At 54.3% G+C, this 15,154-nt stretch carries 21 protein-coding genes; 16 read left to right on the forward strand and 5 right to left on the reverse strand.

Annotation, left to right across the window (positions count from 1 at the left end; translation table 11 throughout):
• Positions 1 to 184: 184 nt before the first annotated feature.
• The 6 genes from ACCC84_RS09275 (at position 185) to ACCC84_RS09300 (ending at position 8,003) form a co-directional block, all read left to right on the forward strand.
• Entirely contained in the window at positions 185 to 1,399 is a 1,215-nt protein-coding gene (locus tag ACCC84_RS09275) for an aspartate aminotransferase family protein (protein WP_004961727.1), read from the forward strand.
• Between the two features lie 52 nt (positions 1,400 to 1,451).
• Positions 1,452 to 2,486, forward strand: coding sequence for an arginine N-succinyltransferase (gene astA, locus ACCC84_RS09280; RefSeq protein ID WP_039991991.1), 1,035 nt, complete (start codon positions 1,452 to 1,454; stop codon positions 2,484 to 2,486).
• Positions 2,486 to 3,958, forward strand: a complete 1,473-nt coding sequence (gene astD / locus ACCC84_RS09285) for a succinylglutamate-semialdehyde dehydrogenase (protein ID WP_371901780.1) — start codon at positions 2,486 to 2,488, stop codon at positions 3,956 to 3,958. Before astA ends, astD begins: the two co-directional genes overlap by 1 nt.
• Before the next feature lie 37 nt (positions 3,959 to 3,995).
• Positions 3,996 to 5,336, forward strand: a complete 1,341-nt coding sequence (gene astB / locus ACCC84_RS09290) for an N-succinylarginine dihydrolase (protein ID WP_004961735.1) — start codon at positions 3,996 to 3,998, stop codon at positions 5,334 to 5,336.
• Positions 5,337 to 5,350: 14 nt separating this feature from the next.
• The gene (gene astE / locus ACCC84_RS09295) at positions 5,351 to 6,331 is read left to right on the forward strand and encodes a succinylglutamate desuccinylase (RefSeq protein ID WP_371901781.1); all 981 of its coding nucleotides are present in this window, start codon (positions 5,351 to 5,353) and stop codon (positions 6,329 to 6,331) included.
• A 592-nt stretch (positions 6,332 to 6,923) separates the two neighbouring features.
• Positions 6,924 to 8,003, forward strand: coding sequence for a porin OmpC (locus ACCC84_RS09300; protein ID WP_004961740.1), 1,080 nt, complete (start codon positions 6,924 to 6,926; stop codon positions 8,001 to 8,003).
• 115 nt (positions 8,004 to 8,118) lie between these two features.
• Here the strand turns inward: ACCC84_RS09300 and ACCC84_RS09305 are convergent, their stop codons facing one another.
• Positions 8,119 to 8,310, reverse strand: a complete 192-nt coding sequence (locus ACCC84_RS09305) for a YdfD/YebW family protein (protein ID WP_039992698.1) — start codon at positions 8,308 to 8,310, stop codon at positions 8,119 to 8,121.
• Between the two features lie 235 nt (positions 8,311 to 8,545).
• Here ACCC84_RS09305 and lysM point away from each other — a divergent pair, with 235 nt between their 5' ends.
• The 5 genes from lysM to ACCC84_RS09330 all read left to right on the forward strand — a co-directional run bounded on the left by lysM (position 8,546) and on the right by ACCC84_RS09330 (position 11,406).
• The gene (lysM, locus tag ACCC84_RS09310; protein WP_004961750.1) at positions 8,546 to 8,992 is read left to right on the forward strand and encodes a peptidoglycan-binding protein LysM; all 447 of its coding nucleotides are present in this window, start codon (positions 8,546 to 8,548) and stop codon (positions 8,990 to 8,992) included.
• 279 nt (positions 8,993 to 9,271) lie between these two features.
• Positions 9,272 to 9,412, forward strand: coding sequence for a hypothetical protein (locus tag ACCC84_RS09315; protein ID WP_004961758.1), 141 nt, complete (start codon positions 9,272 to 9,274; stop codon positions 9,410 to 9,412).
• A 22-nt stretch (positions 9,413 to 9,434) separates the two neighbouring features.
• Positions 9,435 to 9,599 carry a hypothetical protein gene (locus tag ACCC84_RS09320; protein WP_004961762.1) on the forward strand — a complete coding sequence of 55 codons (165 nt, stop codon included), beginning with the start codon at positions 9,435 to 9,437 and terminating at the stop codon, positions 9,597 to 9,599.
• 94 nt (positions 9,600 to 9,693) lie between these two features.
• Positions 9,694 to 10,623 carry a pirin family protein gene (locus ACCC84_RS09325; protein ID WP_039991992.1) on the forward strand — a complete coding sequence of 310 codons (930 nt, stop codon included), beginning with the start codon at positions 9,694 to 9,696 and terminating at the stop codon, positions 10,621 to 10,623.
• 435 nt (positions 10,624 to 11,058) lie between these two features.
• Positions 11,059 to 11,406, forward strand: coding sequence for a DUF1304 domain-containing protein (locus ACCC84_RS09330; protein ID WP_227745728.1), 348 nt, complete (start codon positions 11,059 to 11,061; stop codon positions 11,404 to 11,406).
• Positions 11,407 to 11,430: 24 nt separating this feature from the next.
• On the opposite strand, the gene ACCC84_RS09335 is transcribed toward ACCC84_RS09330, so the two are convergent.
• A complete protein-coding gene (locus tag ACCC84_RS09335; RefSeq protein WP_004961768.1) occupies positions 11,431 to 11,817 on the reverse strand; it encodes a helix-turn-helix domain-containing protein in 387 nt (128 codons plus the stop codon).
• A 413-nt stretch (positions 11,818 to 12,230) separates the two neighbouring features.
• Positions 12,231 to 12,443, reverse strand: a complete 213-nt coding sequence (locus tag ACCC84_RS09340; RefSeq protein ID WP_004961770.1) for a YccJ family protein — start codon at positions 12,441 to 12,443, stop codon at positions 12,231 to 12,233.
• Between the two features lie 177 nt (positions 12,444 to 12,620).
• Here ACCC84_RS09340 and ACCC84_RS09345 point away from each other — a divergent pair, with 177 nt between their 5' ends.
• Complete coding sequence (locus ACCC84_RS09345) at positions 12,621 to 12,860, forward strand: DUF2766 family protein (protein ID WP_039991995.1); 240 nt, start codon at positions 12,621 to 12,623, stop codon at positions 12,858 to 12,860.
• 38 nt (positions 12,861 to 12,898) lie between these two features.
• Here ACCC84_RS09345 and ACCC84_RS09350 read toward each other — a convergent pair whose 3' ends face one another.
• Positions 12,899 to 13,132, reverse strand: a complete 234-nt coding sequence (locus ACCC84_RS09350) for a YobH family protein (protein WP_004961775.1) — start codon at positions 13,130 to 13,132, stop codon at positions 12,899 to 12,901.
• Between the two features lie 177 nt (positions 13,133 to 13,309).
• Here ACCC84_RS09350 and mgrB point away from each other — a divergent pair, with 177 nt between their 5' ends.
• Entirely contained in the window at positions 13,310 to 13,453 is a 144-nt protein-coding gene (gene mgrB, locus ACCC84_RS09355; protein WP_039991996.1) for a PhoP/PhoQ regulatory lipoprotein MgrB, read from the forward strand.
• 93 nt (positions 13,454 to 13,546) lie between these two features.
• Positions 13,547 to 13,825, forward strand: a complete 279-nt coding sequence (locus ACCC84_RS09360) for a YebO family protein (RefSeq protein ID WP_004961789.1) — start codon at positions 13,547 to 13,549, stop codon at positions 13,823 to 13,825.
• A 58-nt stretch (positions 13,826 to 13,883) separates the two neighbouring features.
• Here the strand turns inward: ACCC84_RS09360 and fos are convergent, their stop codons facing one another.
• A complete protein-coding gene (gene fos, locus ACCC84_RS09365) occupies positions 13,884 to 14,303 on the reverse strand; it encodes a fosfomycin resistance glutathione transferase (protein WP_273869952.1) in 420 nt (139 codons plus the stop codon).
• Positions 14,304 to 14,470: 167 nt separating this feature from the next.
• Between fos and ACCC84_RS09370 the strand changes: the two genes are divergently transcribed.
• Together ACCC84_RS09370 and ACCC84_RS09375 are read left to right on the forward strand one after the other, a co-directional pair.
• Positions 14,471 to 14,785 carry a phage protein NinX family protein gene (locus ACCC84_RS09370; protein ID WP_004961794.1) on the forward strand — a complete coding sequence of 105 codons (315 nt, stop codon included), beginning with the start codon at positions 14,471 to 14,473 and terminating at the stop codon, positions 14,783 to 14,785.
• Positions 14,786 to 14,857: 72 nt separating this feature from the next.
• Positions 14,858 to 15,097, forward strand: coding sequence for a DUF4060 family protein (locus ACCC84_RS09375; RefSeq protein WP_004961798.1), 240 nt, complete (start codon positions 14,858 to 14,860; stop codon positions 15,095 to 15,097).
• Positions 15,098 to 15,154: the final 57 nt, after the last annotated feature.

Raw genomic sequence — 15,154 nt, forward strand, 5'->3', positions numbered from 1 at the left:
GCAGATATAGCGGAAAAGCGCATTTATGTAACAGATTTGTGTCTAAATGCCGGTGGGTAAGGAGAATTATCATCGGTGTATCGATGCGGATCGCAACGCGGTTTTTTGTCTGATTGTCGCCGTTACGGCGCAGGAGCGGTCCTTACAGTCAAAATTCAGCCTTTGCTGAAGTGATGAGGTCACTATGGAACAGCCAATCGCAGTTACCCGCCAGTCTTTTGATGACTGGATGATCCCGGTTTATGCTCCCGCTGATTTTATTTTGGTGCGCGGTGAAGGCTCACACGTCTGGGATCAGCAGGGGAAACAGTATATCGATTTTGCCGGCGGTATCGCGGTGAATGCGCTGGGGCATGCTCACCCGGTGGTGAAGGCAGCGCTGGTCGAGCAGGCCGGCAAATTGTGGCATCTCGGTAACGGCTATACCAACGAACCGGTGCTGCGTTTGGCAAAACAGCTGATCGACGCCACCTTTGCAGAAAAGGTGTTTTTCTGTAATTCCGGTGCCGAAGCCAACGAAGCGGCGCTGAAGCTGGCACGCAAACATGCGATGGATAACTACGGTAGCGAAAAAAATCGCATCGTGGCGTTCAACAATGCCTTCCACGGCCGCACGCTGTTCACCGTTTCTGCCGGCGGGCAGCCAAAGTATTCTCAGGATTTTGCGCCGTTGCCAGGCGGCATTATGCATACCGCCTACAACGACCTTGCGGCTGCCGCAGAGGCGATCAATGACCAAACCTGTGCGGTGATTGTAGAGCCGATTCAAGGGGAGGGCGGCGTGCTGCCGGCGGATGGCGCATTCCTGCAGGGGCTGCGAGATCTGTGTGACCGCCATAACGCGTTGCTGATCTTCGACGAAGTGCAGACCGGCGTCGGGCGCACTGGCGATCTGTATGCCTACATGCAATACGGCGTGGTGCCCGACGTGCTGACCACCGCCAAAGCGCTGGGCGGCGGTTTCCCGATTGGCGCAATGCTGACCACCGATGCGCTGGCCAGCACGCTGGGCGTCGGTACCCATGGCACCACTTACGGCGGCAACCCGTTGGCAACTGCGGTGGCGGGGGCGGTATTGTCGCTGATCAATACGCCTGAGGTGCTCAACGGTGTCAAGCAGCGCCATTTATGGTTTATCGAGCAGTTGAATGCCATCAACCAGCGCTATCCGATTTTCTCGGAGATCCGCGGTGGCGGCCTGTTGATTGGTTGCGTACTCAACCAGGATTTCGCCGGCAAGGCCAAGCAAATCACTCAATATGCCAACGAAGAAGGGGTTATCGCGTTGATCGCCGGGCCAAATGTGGTGCGCTTCACGCCTTCCCTGATCATTCCTGAAGCGGATATCAACGAGGGGCTGGCGCGTTTCGCGCGAGCGGTGGCGCGTATTTGCAGCTGATACCACGGTGGCGCTCGCAAGGGCGCCGCCGGATGACATAGAGGTTCGCATTATGATGATTATTCGCCCGATAGAGCGTCGCGATCTGGCCGATTTACTGACGCTTGCCGGTAAATCCGGCATAGGCCTCACCTCCTTGCCGCAAAATGAAGACACCTTGTCGGCACGCATTGAGCGGGCGCTGAAAACCTGGCAAGGCGAACTTCCACCGAGCGACCAGTGTTATCTGTTTGTGCTGGAGGACAGCGAGCGCCAGCAGGTGGTCGGTGTCAGCGCCATTGAAGTGGCGGTTGGCCTGACAGAGCCATGGTACAGCTTTCGCGTTGGCACGCAGGTGCATGCCTCGAAGCAGCTTGGGGTGTACAAGTCTGTGCCGACGCTGTTCCTCAGTAACGATCACACCGGCCATTCCGAACTGTGTACGCTGTTTCTCGACCCGGATTACCGGCATGGTGAAAACGGCAAGCTGCTCTCCAAGGTGCGCTTTTTGTTCATCGCCGCTTTCCGTGAGCATTTTTCCCGCAAGGTGATCGCCGAAATGCGCGGTTTTTCGGATGAAAACGGCCGTTCGCCGTTTTGGGAAAGCGTTGGCCGGCACTTCTTTTCGATTGAGTTCGCCAAGGCCGACTACCTGAGCGGCACGGGCCAGAAAGCATTTATCGCCGAACTGATGCCCAAACACCCGCTGTACGTCGACTTTCTGGCGGAAGACGCGCAGAAAGTGATTGGTGAAGTGCATCCGCAGACCGCGCCGGCGCGGCGTCTGCTGGAAGCAGAAGGATTGCGCTATCAGGGTTACGTCGACATTTTCGACGGCGGGCCGACGCTGGAGGCGGAGATCGACGAGATCCGCGCCATCAAACGCAGCCAACTGGTCAAAGTGGTGCTTGATACCACGCCGATGCGCGCCGATGCGCCGCTGTATCTGGTGGCCAACGATAACTATCAACATTACCGTGCACTACTGATGCCCGCCGATCTGTATGACGGCCGCTTGCATCTTGATGCCGATACCGCGGCGGCGCTTGGCGTCGAACAAGGCAGCCCGGTGCGAGTTACCCCTCTTATTGGACAGGAGAACGCCTGATGTCACATCCTGCACTGCTTATTAATGGCGCATGGCGGCCGGGCCGCGGCGCTGCATTCAGCAAATACGATCCGATTGACAGCCAGCCGCTGTGGCAGGCCAACGCCGCTGACCGCCAGGATGTGGCCGATGCCTGTGACGCCGCGCGCAGCGCTTTCCCTGACTGGGCGCGCACGCCGTTCGCCGAGCGTGAACAGCTGGTGCGGCGTTTTGCCGCGTTGTTGGAAGAAAATAAAGCACGTCTGGCAGAAACCATCAGTCGCGAAACCGGCAAACCTCGTTGGGAAACGCTGACCGAGGTGCAGGCGATGATCGGTAAAGTGGCCATTTCGCTACAGGCCTATCAGGCACGTACCGGCGAGAGTCGAAGCGTCATGGCCGACGGCGCTTCAGCGTTGCGTCACCGCCCGCATGGCGTACTGGCGGTGTTCGGACCGTATAACTTCCCCGGCCATTTGCCAAACGGCCATATCGTGCCGGCGCTGTTGGCGGGCAATAGCGTGGTCTTCAAACCGAGCGAACTGACGCCATTGACGGCGGAGGTCACGCTGCGGCTGTGGCTCGATGCCGGACTGCCGAACGGCGTGATCAATCTGGTTCAGGGCGGACGGGCCACCGGCGAGGCGCTGGCGGCCAGTCAGGGCATTGATGGTCTGCTGTTCACCGGCAGCGCCGCTACCGGTGAACAGTTGCATCGCCAATTGGCCGGCCAGCCAGAGAAAATACTGGCGCTGGAGATGGGCGGTAATAACGCGCTGATCGTCGAACAGATCGACGATCGCGACGCGGCGGTCAATCTGGCGATCCAGTCGGCATTTATCTCCGCCGGCCAGCGCTGTACCTGCGCGCGCCGTATTCTGGTCAAGCGCGGTCAGCAGGGCGATGCGTTTATCGAACGGTTGGTACAGGTGGCTGGCGCATTGCGCATTGGCCGCTGGGATGCCGAACCCCAGCCGTTTATGGGAGGGGTGATCTCGTCGACGGCGGCGCAAAACATGCTGGCGGCGCAGCAGAAGCTGCTCGCACTGGGTGGCAAGGCCCTGCTGACCATGCGGCAGCTGGAAAGCGGCAGTGCGCTGCTTAGCCCCGGCATTATCGATGTCACCGGCGTGGCGGGAGTACCCGACGAAGAGTACTTTGGTCCTTTGACCACCCTTATTCGCTATGACGATTTCGATCAGGCATTGCAGATCGCCAACCAGACGCGCTACGGCCTGTCGGTAGGGCTGGTGTCACCGCAGCGGGCGCAGTTCGAGCGACTGTTGCTGGAAGCGCGTGCCGGTATTGTCAACTGGAACAAGCCGCTGACCGGGGCGTCGAGCGCGGCACCGTTTGGCGGCGTCGGTGCTTCGGGTAACCATCGTCCAAGCGCCTATTACGCAGCGGATTACTGCGCCTGGCCGATGGCGTCGCTGGAAAGCGAAAGCCTGACGCTGCCGGCCAGTCTGTCGCCGGGATTGTCGTTCAATTAATCGTCAGGGCCGGCTTGCTGCCGGCCGGGAGAACCGCATGGCGGGATATGAAGTCAATTTTGACGGACTGGTGGGGTTAACCCACCATTACGCCGGTTTATCGTTTGGTAATGAAGCCTCTACGCTGTATCAGAATCGTGTATCCAACCCGAAACTGGCGGCCAAACAGGGGTTGTTGAAAATGAAGGCGCTGGCGGATCTTGGCTTCCAGCAGGGCGTGTTGCCACCGCAAGAGCGGCCGCATTTGCCAACGCTGCGGCGGTTGGGGTTTAGCGGCAGCGACGAAGCGGTACTGGCTCAGGTACGGCGTACTTCACCGCGGCTGCTGTCTGCATTGGGTTCTGCTTCGTCAATGTGGACTGCCAATGCGGCGACCGTTTCACCGTCGGCAGACAGCGCTGACGGCAAGGTGCATTTCACCGCCGCCAATCTGAACAATAAATTCCACCGCGCCATTGAGGCGCCGACCACTCGCGCCGCACTGCAGGCGATCTTCAACGACGATCGCCATTTTATGCACCACCCGGCCTTGCCGCAGGTGGCGCTGTTTGGCGATGAAGGCGCGGCCAACCATAACCGACTGGGGGGCGATTATGGCAAGCGCAGCGTGCAGGTGTTCGTATACGGGCGTCAGGAGTTCGGCGGTGAGGTCGGCCCGTCGCGCTATCCAGCACGCCAGACGCGCGAAGCCAGCGAAGCCATCGCCCGGCTGCATCAACTGGATGAGCGCCACACGGTGTTCATCCAGCAGCACCCGGCGGTGATCGATCAGGGGGTGTTCCATAATGACGTGATTGCGGTAAGCAATCAGCAGGTGTTGTTCCATCATCAACAAGCCTTTTTGCATCAGCAGCAGGCATTGGAGGAGCTGCGGCGCAAAATGGCCAGGCTGGACGCGGAGCTGGTGGCGATAGAAGTGCCCTCGGCACGTGTTTCGGTGGCGGATGCTGTCGCGACCTATTTATTCAACAGTCAGATACTGACTAAACCCGATGGCAAAATGATGATTGTAGTGCCGGAAGAGTCGCGCCAGCACCCCGGAGTATGGGGATATCTGAACGAAATGGTCGCTGGCGGCGGGCCGATCGACGAAATCAAGGTGTTCGATCTGCGTGAAAGCATGCGCAACGGCGGTGGCCCGGCCTGTTTGCGGCTGCGAGTGGCGCTGAACGGCGATGAGCTGCGGGCAGTCAACCCACGGGTGATGATGAACGATACGCTGTTCACCTCGTTAAACGCCTGGGTCGATCGCTTCTATCGCGATCGGTTGACCGCCGACGATTTGGCCGATCCGCAACTGCTGCGCGAAGGGCGCGAAGCGCTGGATGCATTGACGTCAATCATGGGGCTGGGGTCTATTTACCCGTTCCAGCAATAATAGAGGATGGCAGGGTGGATCTATTGGCACTGACGCTGGCGGGACAGGTGCCCGCCAACCAGCAGGGTGAAAACGCGCAGTTGCGCTGGCGCTGGCTGGGAGAAGGATTGCTGGAAATAACGCCGCAGCAGGGCTACCAACGCGCGGTGGTGCTGTCAGCCGGTATTCATGGTAATGAAACGGCACCGATTGAGCTGCTCAATCAGCTGGTTGTCGATCTGCTGGCCGGCAGCCGCCGTCTGGCAGTCCGACTTTTGGTGATCCTGGGGAATCCGGCGGCGATGCGCGCCGGCAAACGTTATCTGCACAGCGATATGAACCGCATGTTCGGCGACCGTCATCGTGACTTCCCGGCCAGTGGCGAAACGGCACGCGCCTTGCAACTGGAGCAACGGGTGGTCGAGTTCTTCGAGCTGGAATCGGCAGCGCGCGCTCATTACGATCTGCATACCGCCATACGCGAGTCATGCTTGCCGCGCTTTGGCATTCTGCCGTTTCAGCAGCGGCCATACGACCCGTCGCAGTTGGCGCTGCTGGACGCCGCCGAACTGGATGCACTGGTGATACACCGGGCGCCGGGCGGCACCTTCAGCCACTTTTCCAGCGAACAGGCGACGGCGGCCAGTTGCACGCTGGAGCTGGGCAAGGCACGGCCGTTTGGCGACAACGATTTACAGCAGTTTTCCGCCATTAACCGCGCCTTGCAGAGTCTGGTCAGCGGTGAAGCGTTGCCTGCGCGCAGCGGTGCGGCAATGCGTATTTTCCAGGTTGAAAAATCGCTGATCAAACGCAGCGAAGATTTCCGGCTGCATTTGGCTGACGATACCGCCAATTTTACCGTTTTGCCGCAGGGAACGCTGGTGTGTGAACAGGCGGGGGAGCAATACCGTGTGCAACATGCGCAGCAATGGATATTATTCCCCAACCCCCAGGTAGCCGTTGGCCTGCGTGCCGGTATGCTGCTGAGCGAAGTTCCCCGCGATTGTTTATTTTAATCTGTTCTCTGTAACCGCCGATATTGCCGCGGCGGTTCAGCCTGCCTGACTCCAGGGTAAAACCAATAGCGCTGTTTATCGTTAAAGCATTTTTATTATCGATAAAACGACGCCTTATATTTTATTTTATCAATACTTCCAGTGTGGATCTGCCGCTAATAAGCGTAACAATTCATCTTTGGCCCACCAAAGCAGGTAAATCACTTTAGTAAGTTAAAAATGTGAAATAAATAACGTTATTAATAACCATGCTAATTTTAATGTTAACTTTCAACTGCTCAATAAATCTACGATGAAGAGTGCCATTGCACTTGTTTGGTGCAATGCACCTTATTGGTGATAAGAATTTCCTTATAAGATAAACCAAATCAATGGGTTGTGTTGGTGTTTTTCTGAATCATTTTGTTACAATTAAGCATGGATTCTCCACGTTGTTTTCTGAACTTTTTTATTTGCACTTTGGATTCATGATGCTAATGTCACATGGCCCTTTATTAGGGGCGCTCATAAAACATTAAATGATAAAGGTCACAGCCCAAAAGATAAATTGGGCGTGATGGGCAGGCTTTAATTAAAATATCTAGGAAAATAAATGATGAAACGCAGTGTATTAGCTTTGGCGGTAGCGCTTGGCGCAATCTCCTCTTTTGCCAACGCGGCAGAAATTTATAATAAGGATGGCAATAAACTCGATCTTTATGGCCGAGTGAATGCCAAACATTACTTTGTCCACAACAGCACGTCCGACGGCGACAAATCCTACGTGCGTTTAGGCTTCAAAGGGGAAACCCAGATCAACGATAGCCTGACCGGGTTTGGCCAGTGGGAGTACAACATTCAGGCAAACAACTCGGAAGGCGCAGATGCAACGGCGAACACCAAAACGCGCCTGGGCTTTGCCGGCCTGAAATTTGGCGATTACGGCTCCTTTGACTATGGCCGCAACTACGGTGTGGTCTACGACGCGGAAGCCTATACCGATATGCTGCCGGAATTCGGCGGTGACTCTTACAGCAACACCGACAACTTTATGACCGGCCGTTCCACCGGTTTGGCGACTTACCGCAACCGTGACTTCTTTGGTCTGGTTGAGGGGCTGAATATTGCAATTCAGTATCAGGGCAAAAACGAAGGCCGCGAGCTGACGCGTCAGAACGGCGACGGTTACGGTCTGTCACTGGACTATCAGGACATCGGCGGTAGCGGCATTGGCTTCGCTGCGGCGTATTCTGATTCCAACCGTACCAGCGCTCAAAAGCAGGCTACCTATGGCAAAGGCGACAGTGCCAGCGCCTGGACCACCGCGGTTAAATACGATGCGAACCAGGTTTATCTGGCCGCCATGTACGCCGAAACGCGCAACATGACGCCAATCACCGTCGACAGCGTGAAAGGTTTTGCCAATAAAACGCAGAACTTTGAGCTGGTTGCGCAGTATCAGTTCGAAAACGGTCTGCGTCCGTCATTGGGGTATGTACAGTCGAAGGGTAAAGATATCGAAGGTATCGGCGATGCCGATCTGGTGAAATACGTTGATATCGGCGCCACCTATTACTTCAATAAAAACATGTACACCTATGTTGATTATCAGATCAACCAGTTGAGCGACGATAACAAGCTGAAACTGAGCAATGACGACATCGTGGCCGTCAGCCTGACCTACCGTTTCTAATCGACGGGTCGATTACTCTCTGTCCTGTGTCGGGAAGAGGGAGCACCAGGCAGGGCGCGAGCCCTGCCTGTTTGTTATCACCGGCGAACAGCAGCGTATTAGCGCCCTGACGGTATCAGAACGGCGCATATTCACTGGCAGGGAGCCAGAAACCATCGATAAAATCTTCTACCGGATAGCAACCGGCGTGACGGAGATTCTGTTCCTTCATCGCCACCAGACATTGTTGTTCATCGCGCAGGATGTCCACCATGATATCGACGCAGCCTCCGTCCAGATAACAAACAAACATCACCAGTGCATACATAAAATCAGCATCCTCCACGGCCATTGCTTGCCCGCTCAGTGTAACCATTCTGGCACGATTTTCCGCGTTAATCTTCTTTTGGCTGCGCAGCGGCAAGCGAGCGTGACAGTTTTGCCAGACGGTAACGACTCAATTGTGCTGACCAATTGAATATCTGTCTGACGCTGCTAAGCTTAACAGGACTTATCAACACAAGTGGTTACCTTTCATAGACAAGCATCAAACGGGAGTGAATATGGGATTGTTTAACTTCGTCAAAGAAGCGGGCGAAAAACTGTGGGACGCAGTGGCTGGCAATGCGAATGCTGCCGAGCAAAGCGCCAAATTGAAAGAGCACCTCAACAACAGCGGTTTGCCAGACACCGATAAAGTGGATGTGCAGGTGGTTGACGGCAAAGCGGTCGTCACTGGCGACGGCATCAGCCAGGAGCTGAAAGAGAAGATTCTGGTCGCGGTCGGCAACGTTGCCGGCATCAGCGGCGTTGAAGATAAAGTCACCGTCGCACAGGGCGGTACCGAGAGCAAATTCCATACCGTGAAAAAGGGCGATACGCTGAGCGCCATTTCCAAACAAGTGTATGGCGACGCCAATCAGTACAACAAGATTTTCGAGGCTAACAAGCCGATGCTGTCCAGCCCGGATAAAATCTACCCGGGGCAGGTATTGCGTATACCGCAGTAATGTCCCCTTTCTGACGGAGGCCCGGTGTGTTACCGGGCCTTTTTTATTGTCGAATATAAGTCATGCTAATTTCAGTTTGTTTTTCATAATACTTATGAATGTTTTATACTGGCACCGGTTCTCCGGCCAGCCTGATGTTGACCCTATGTGTGAAAGTTGATAGCGTCAGCGACATTCGAGGTTTGAATGGTTGTTTCTGCAGAATCTTCAGTCCGTTGCGCCACGGCGGTAATCATCCAGTACGGCAACTTTCAGACCTGATGAACTAAGACAGATTTTGTGAAAGAACAGCGTAATACCTCGCACGATAAAAAATACCGTGAAACCCTCGGTGATGCACAGTTCGCCATTTTGGTGTTGGCGATCGCGTCAGGTTCGTTGCTATTCTTTACGCTTGCGGTCACGTTGTGGCTGATGTGACCCTTTAACAACAGGAGAGACAATGGAGCATAATCTCCACCATGAAACCAAACTGATTGCCATCATCGGCCTGCTGGTTTCGGCGTTGCTGGTGGTATCGGTACTGTTTGGCGTAACCTATCTTTCCGATCTCAAACACGCCAACGATCCCGTCGATACCAAAAACTGCTACTTCAAGACGCCTTAGCGCGACGCTCCGCCTTCGTGGCGATGAACCCCCTTGCCGCTGCTGTGCTAAGCTGGGCACAGGTAGGTTAAATTCATCGTCTGGAGGCGTTTGTATGCATGATCCTGATTCGTTCGATAGCTCTTCCTCTGCGTGTTCCGGTCGCCATTCGATGCAACGCATTGCGGTGCGTCATGCCGACGTTGGCGGCATTGCCATTCAACGCGCCTTGCCGACCCGCGAACGTCGTACGGTCGGTGCCTGGTGTTTTCTCGATCATGCCGGGCCGGCGGTGTTCAATGGCTCCTCTGAAGGTATGGATGTCGGGCCACACCCGCATATTGGCCTGCAAACGTTCACCTGGATGATCGAAGGCGAAGTGCTGCATCGCGATAGCCTCGGCAGCGAGCAGATTATCCGCCCTGGCCAGGTTAATCTGATGACCGCCGGCCATGGCATTGCCCATACCGAACAGACCACCGGTCACCCTCGCCAATTGCACGCTGCGCAGTTATGGATTGCTTTACCGGCAGAACATGCGCAAATGGCTCCGCGTTTTGACCATTACCCCGATCTGCCGCGTTGGAAAAAGGGCGCGGTAACCCAGACATTACTCATTGGCCAATTTGAGCAATATCGTTCGCCGGTATTTACCGTCTCACCGCTTATCGCACTGGACTTACAATGGGACGCCGACGGTCATTTGGAATTACCATTACGCAGCGATTTTGAAATAGGTCTTTTGCCCCTTATTGGTGCATTTGAGGTTAATGATGAAAAAATTTCATCGGGTGAATTTGCCTATTTGGGAATGAATCTTAACAAGCTGCGCTTAACGGCGGAAAAGGGCAGTAAGGCGTTATTGATTGGCGGCGAGCCGATTAAACAACCGATAACCATCTGGTGGAATTTTGTTGCTCATAGCAAGCAGGAGATCGCGGCGGCACAGCGAGATTGGCAACAAGGAAACGCGCGTTTTCCGCAGGTCAAAGGCTATGCCGGGCCGCGGATGACCGCGCCAGACCTGCCCTGGCGGGTAGATTGATACCTGAAGGCTATATCATTTGTCCTTTTTTATAAAAATTGCTCTATCAAGGTTTAATTAATGTGATCAAAATTCCATGTTTTTGATCGAATATAGCTTCAATAAAAAAAAGTGATCCACAGCAAATTATTAATGACGGGTAAAAGTTAATATCTTTCCTATAGGAATACTGCAACTCCCGTTAGTAAGAAGCAAGAGAGGTCATCATGAGCCAAATACTCTATCGTGCAAGATTATCCCATGTTGTTATTGCAACGGCGGCGTTTTGGGTCTCAATAGCAGCCCTGTTGTTCGTTGCTTTCATCTAACCTTAAACCTAGGCCACTCTAAAAACCCGCATCGCGGGTTTTTTTATACCGCGTAATTGGCCAATGTCGGTTACGGTATATACTTAATTACCTTTCATTGCTATTAGCCACATAAAAAATAATGGTAATTATCGCTGATATCTTGCTGCTCGCCGTCGCTGCGCTGCATATTTATATTCTGCTGCTGGAAATGTTCCTCTGGCAGCATCCTGTCGGTATGCGCGCGTTTGGTACTACGCGGGAATTTGCCAGCGCAACGCGTACGCTGGCGGCCAACCAGGGGCTGTATAACGGCTTTCTCGCCGCCGGGCTGACCTGGAGTTGGTGGCTGTCGCAGCCGGTATGGCAGCTGTTTTTCCTGGGGTGTGTGCTGATCGCCGGGCTGTATGGTGGGCTGACCGCCAACCGCAAAATCCTGTGGGTGCAGGGCCTGCCGGCGTTGATTGCCATGCTGGCGGTGCTGGCCGCGCATTGAGCCGTCCACGGCTATAGGGAGTGACTAGGCCAGCTTTTGATGGATGACGTGCAGCGGCGGGTCGATATGCAAATCTACGCTTAGATCCTGGCGGAAATCATAAGGCGTTATGTTGAAACGCTTGCGGAACATATAAGTAAAGTGGGACTGCGAGCCAAAGCCAAAATCCAGTGCGATGTCAAAAATCGTGGCATCGCTACTGCGCAATTGGTAAACCGCGCCCGCCAGCCGGCGTTCGCGAATGTATTTGCCGAGCGAGATCCCTGTCGCTTCCTTGAATAACTTCTGCATGTGCCAGAGGGAGTAACCGGAATACTCGGCCAGCTCTTCCAGATGGATCACGCGTCCGAGATGAGTTTCAACCCATTTGCTGAGGGCGCAGACCAATGAGAGGTGATGTTGTTGTATCATCAGTGCATCTGTGTGAGAACGACATAAGCGAAGTATACACAACTTGCCGTCTTCGACAAAAACCACCGCGCGGCTGTGAATTTTAATCTATCAGCCAGCTTGTCAGCCGCAGGTCAAAACGGCTAATCTGCATACTGCCGCTAACATCAGGGCATTCAAGCCGTACAACACACAAACGACCGAGAATCCGCCGTAGCAACTTGACGTTGATGAGGTGATCGCATGTTAATGACAGTGATTATTACTCTGGTTGTCGTCGTGGGGGTTGCCGTGTTTATGGCCGTCCCGGCGATGAGGGTGAATAAAGCGGAAAGTGCGGGAGGTGAAGACCAGTGAGAGCGGTATCCATTGCGCATTGAAGCATCGGCGAAAAAGCCAGGGTTTGGTACCCGGGCTTTTTGTTGTCCTGCTGCTTAGACGTTTTTGCGTTCTACCATTTCTTCGCCCCAATACAGCCGGTCGGCCTCGGTTTTGGCAAAGGCCATTTGCAGCGCTTCGTCACTGCCTTCCTCCCAGATTTTCTGCGCCAGCGCTTCATCGTTCCCGGCAAGTTCAAAAATCGCCTCGGCTATCTCGACGGAGGTTTCACGCACCGTCGCCCAAGATTTAACGTTGTGATTGGCCATAACTCATCTCCTGTGCGGTTTTGGCTGGGGTTAACACCAGTATAGGCCAAATGTACTGCTGGTTTTAACCTCCCATGCCCAATAGCGCCGTAAATTCAGCGCGATCGCCGTTAGCAAGCGGCAAAGCGTCTGACGGCGTGATATTCTGTGCGGCGTTTGAATAAAGAGGAAATGATTATGTCCAATGCATTAAGCAACGATCAGGAACTGGTTTCCGATCTGGTGGCCTGCCAACTGGTGATAAAACAGATTCTGGATGTTATTGATGTAATTGCGCCGACCGAGGTGCGAGACAAAATGGCCAGCCAACTGAAGAATATTGATTTTTCAACGCATCCTGCGGGTGCCGATCCGATCACCAAGCGGGCAATTGAAAAAGCGATAGCGCTGATCGAGCTGAAGTTCAGCCGCGATTAAGCGAGGCCGCCGTCGCCGGCGGCCAGACGGTGGTGCGGTTAATCCACCACCGTTTCAATCTTTTTGAACAGCGGGCAGTCAGAAACACCGATAACGCCATTGTCACCATGAATATACTGCGCCGTCACCACGTTGCGTGCCGTCAGATATTGGCACTGCAATCCCAACCCGCCAACGTTTTGATTACTGCCAATCAATACGCCGTAACCTGAAAAAAGCAGCACGCCATACGCCACGGCGACCGCCACTACCAATTTGATTAACTTACCCATTCTATTCCCTCGTAGCATCCTGTTGCTGCACTCTAGCCATGATGCGTCACCCTGAGCAACGCCATTATTCTGAAAACGACGTCGCAGACAGAAATCTAAACGACCGGTTAAAGTTTGTTTAAGTTTCGTGTGATAATCTGTGGTTCGGTTAACAAGGTAACAATGAGGCTGCTAAGTTTGTTGCGAAACAAAATCCTGGTGATCGTTGCGACCGTGGTGGCATGCCTGATTTTTTATCTGCTTGCTCTCGACAGTTATTGCGATCAGGGCGAGAGCTTTGCGTTGGGGATCTGTTCGATCACGCGCTTTGTTCCGTGGTGACGTAGAAGATGGCGCAATCAGAGACAAGGATGTTCGCGCCCATCTTTGCAGTGTTAAGATGGATACCCGTTTTGGCAGTGAGTAGGATAGTTCATGTTAGATTCAGTTTTTGGCTCGTCGGGGCTGCTGGCACTGGTGATGGTGCCGATTGCGCTGCTGGTGGGGCTGTGGGTATGGTTTTTGATCAATCGCGCCAGCGTGCGTGCCAACGAACAGGTGCGCCTGTTGCAGGAAATCGCCGATCAGCAGCGCCAGCAAACCGCATTGCTGCAACGCCTGGTTGGCAACGCTCGCGGTGACCAGACGCCGTTGGACGATGATGACGATCTCAACCCGGCGTTGGATTTCAAAGGATTTATTCCCGAACGCTAATCAGGTTCCGCTACCGTGAGAGAGCCACGGATTGGCAGGTTATCGCGCGTGCGGCTTCTCACTTCAGGTCTTCAGAAAACGCCATTCCCTGATACGGCGCGGCTCGGCAGGCCGCCAGGCGGCTGGCCAAATCGCCGCTATGAATTTCCAGTTGGTGTCCGTCCGGATCGAGAAAATACAGTGATTCACCTTCGCTACGGTTGCTTTTCCACTGGCGAACGCCGGCCTGTTGCAGGCGTTCGACCATCGCAGGAAAGTCTGCCGAAGTAATGCTGAACGCATAATGGGTGTAGTCGCGCGGCGCGCAGGCTGCACGCGTATCATCTAGCGACAGGCACAACCATAGCTCCCCCAGCGTGAGATAGGCACCTTGCTGCCAGCGCGCATGCAGGTGAAAGCCCAACGTTTGCCGGTAAAATTCGAGACTGCGTTCCACGTCGCGCACCGCGAGCGTCAGATGATTAAGACCGCTAAGCATGGGGACTCCAGAATGGCAACCATAAAGACGCAGTGTAATCGAACGATGGGTAAAGGTAACGCGATAAAACATTAGTGAAGATAATACAAAAACCGCTCTGGCCGTCATAAAACTGTCGTATTGGCATCGTAATGTAGCGCGAACATAACGAAAGATGGATAGAGCTGATGATTAAATGGTATGAAGAAAGCGACGCCGAAGTGAACCGCAGTATTGCCCTGATTACCGGAGAAAATCCGGACAAATGGTACCCGTACGGCGGCGTTAAGGGTAAAGATTATTGCAAGAATCCCTCCGATGCCTGGCCGATTATCTGCGCCAATAAAATCAGTCTGAACCCCGATAGCCACGGCGACAGCCCGCAATGGCAAGCGCGGATCTCCTCTCCGCGTGGTGAATGGCTGGCCGACAGCAGCAGTCCGTTGCGTGCGGCGATGATCTGTTTTCTGCTCAGTCAGCAAAATCAGGAAACCTCGCGTTAAGTCTCCATTACTGATGATCGATTAATGTTTTCCATAATCTGACAACGGAACTGTCTTTGGCGGAGCCTGTTTATGAAGCGCATTATCAAAGGTGATAAAAACCTGTCTCATCTGGTGGTTGCCCATGCGGCAATTGACCGTCACGCCGAAAGTTTCGGTCAGCGCCGTCAGGGCTGGCCCTCGACCTATCTGGTCAAATATCAAAATGACCGAGTGGCGGTTGAAGTGGTGACCCGCCGCCAGTCTTATGTGGCAACCCTGATGATCGGTGCCCGTAATCTGAGTAAACTGTGCGACCTGCCTGGTCGATAGCCGCCCAACGTTTCAGCAATTCCTGCCCATGCCTGCGCCGGGAGCATAGCCTGCCCG

This window comes from Serratia odorifera, from assembly GCF_041448735.1.
GTDB lineage: Bacteria > Pseudomonadota > Gammaproteobacteria > Enterobacterales > Enterobacteriaceae > Serratia_F > Serratia_F odorifera.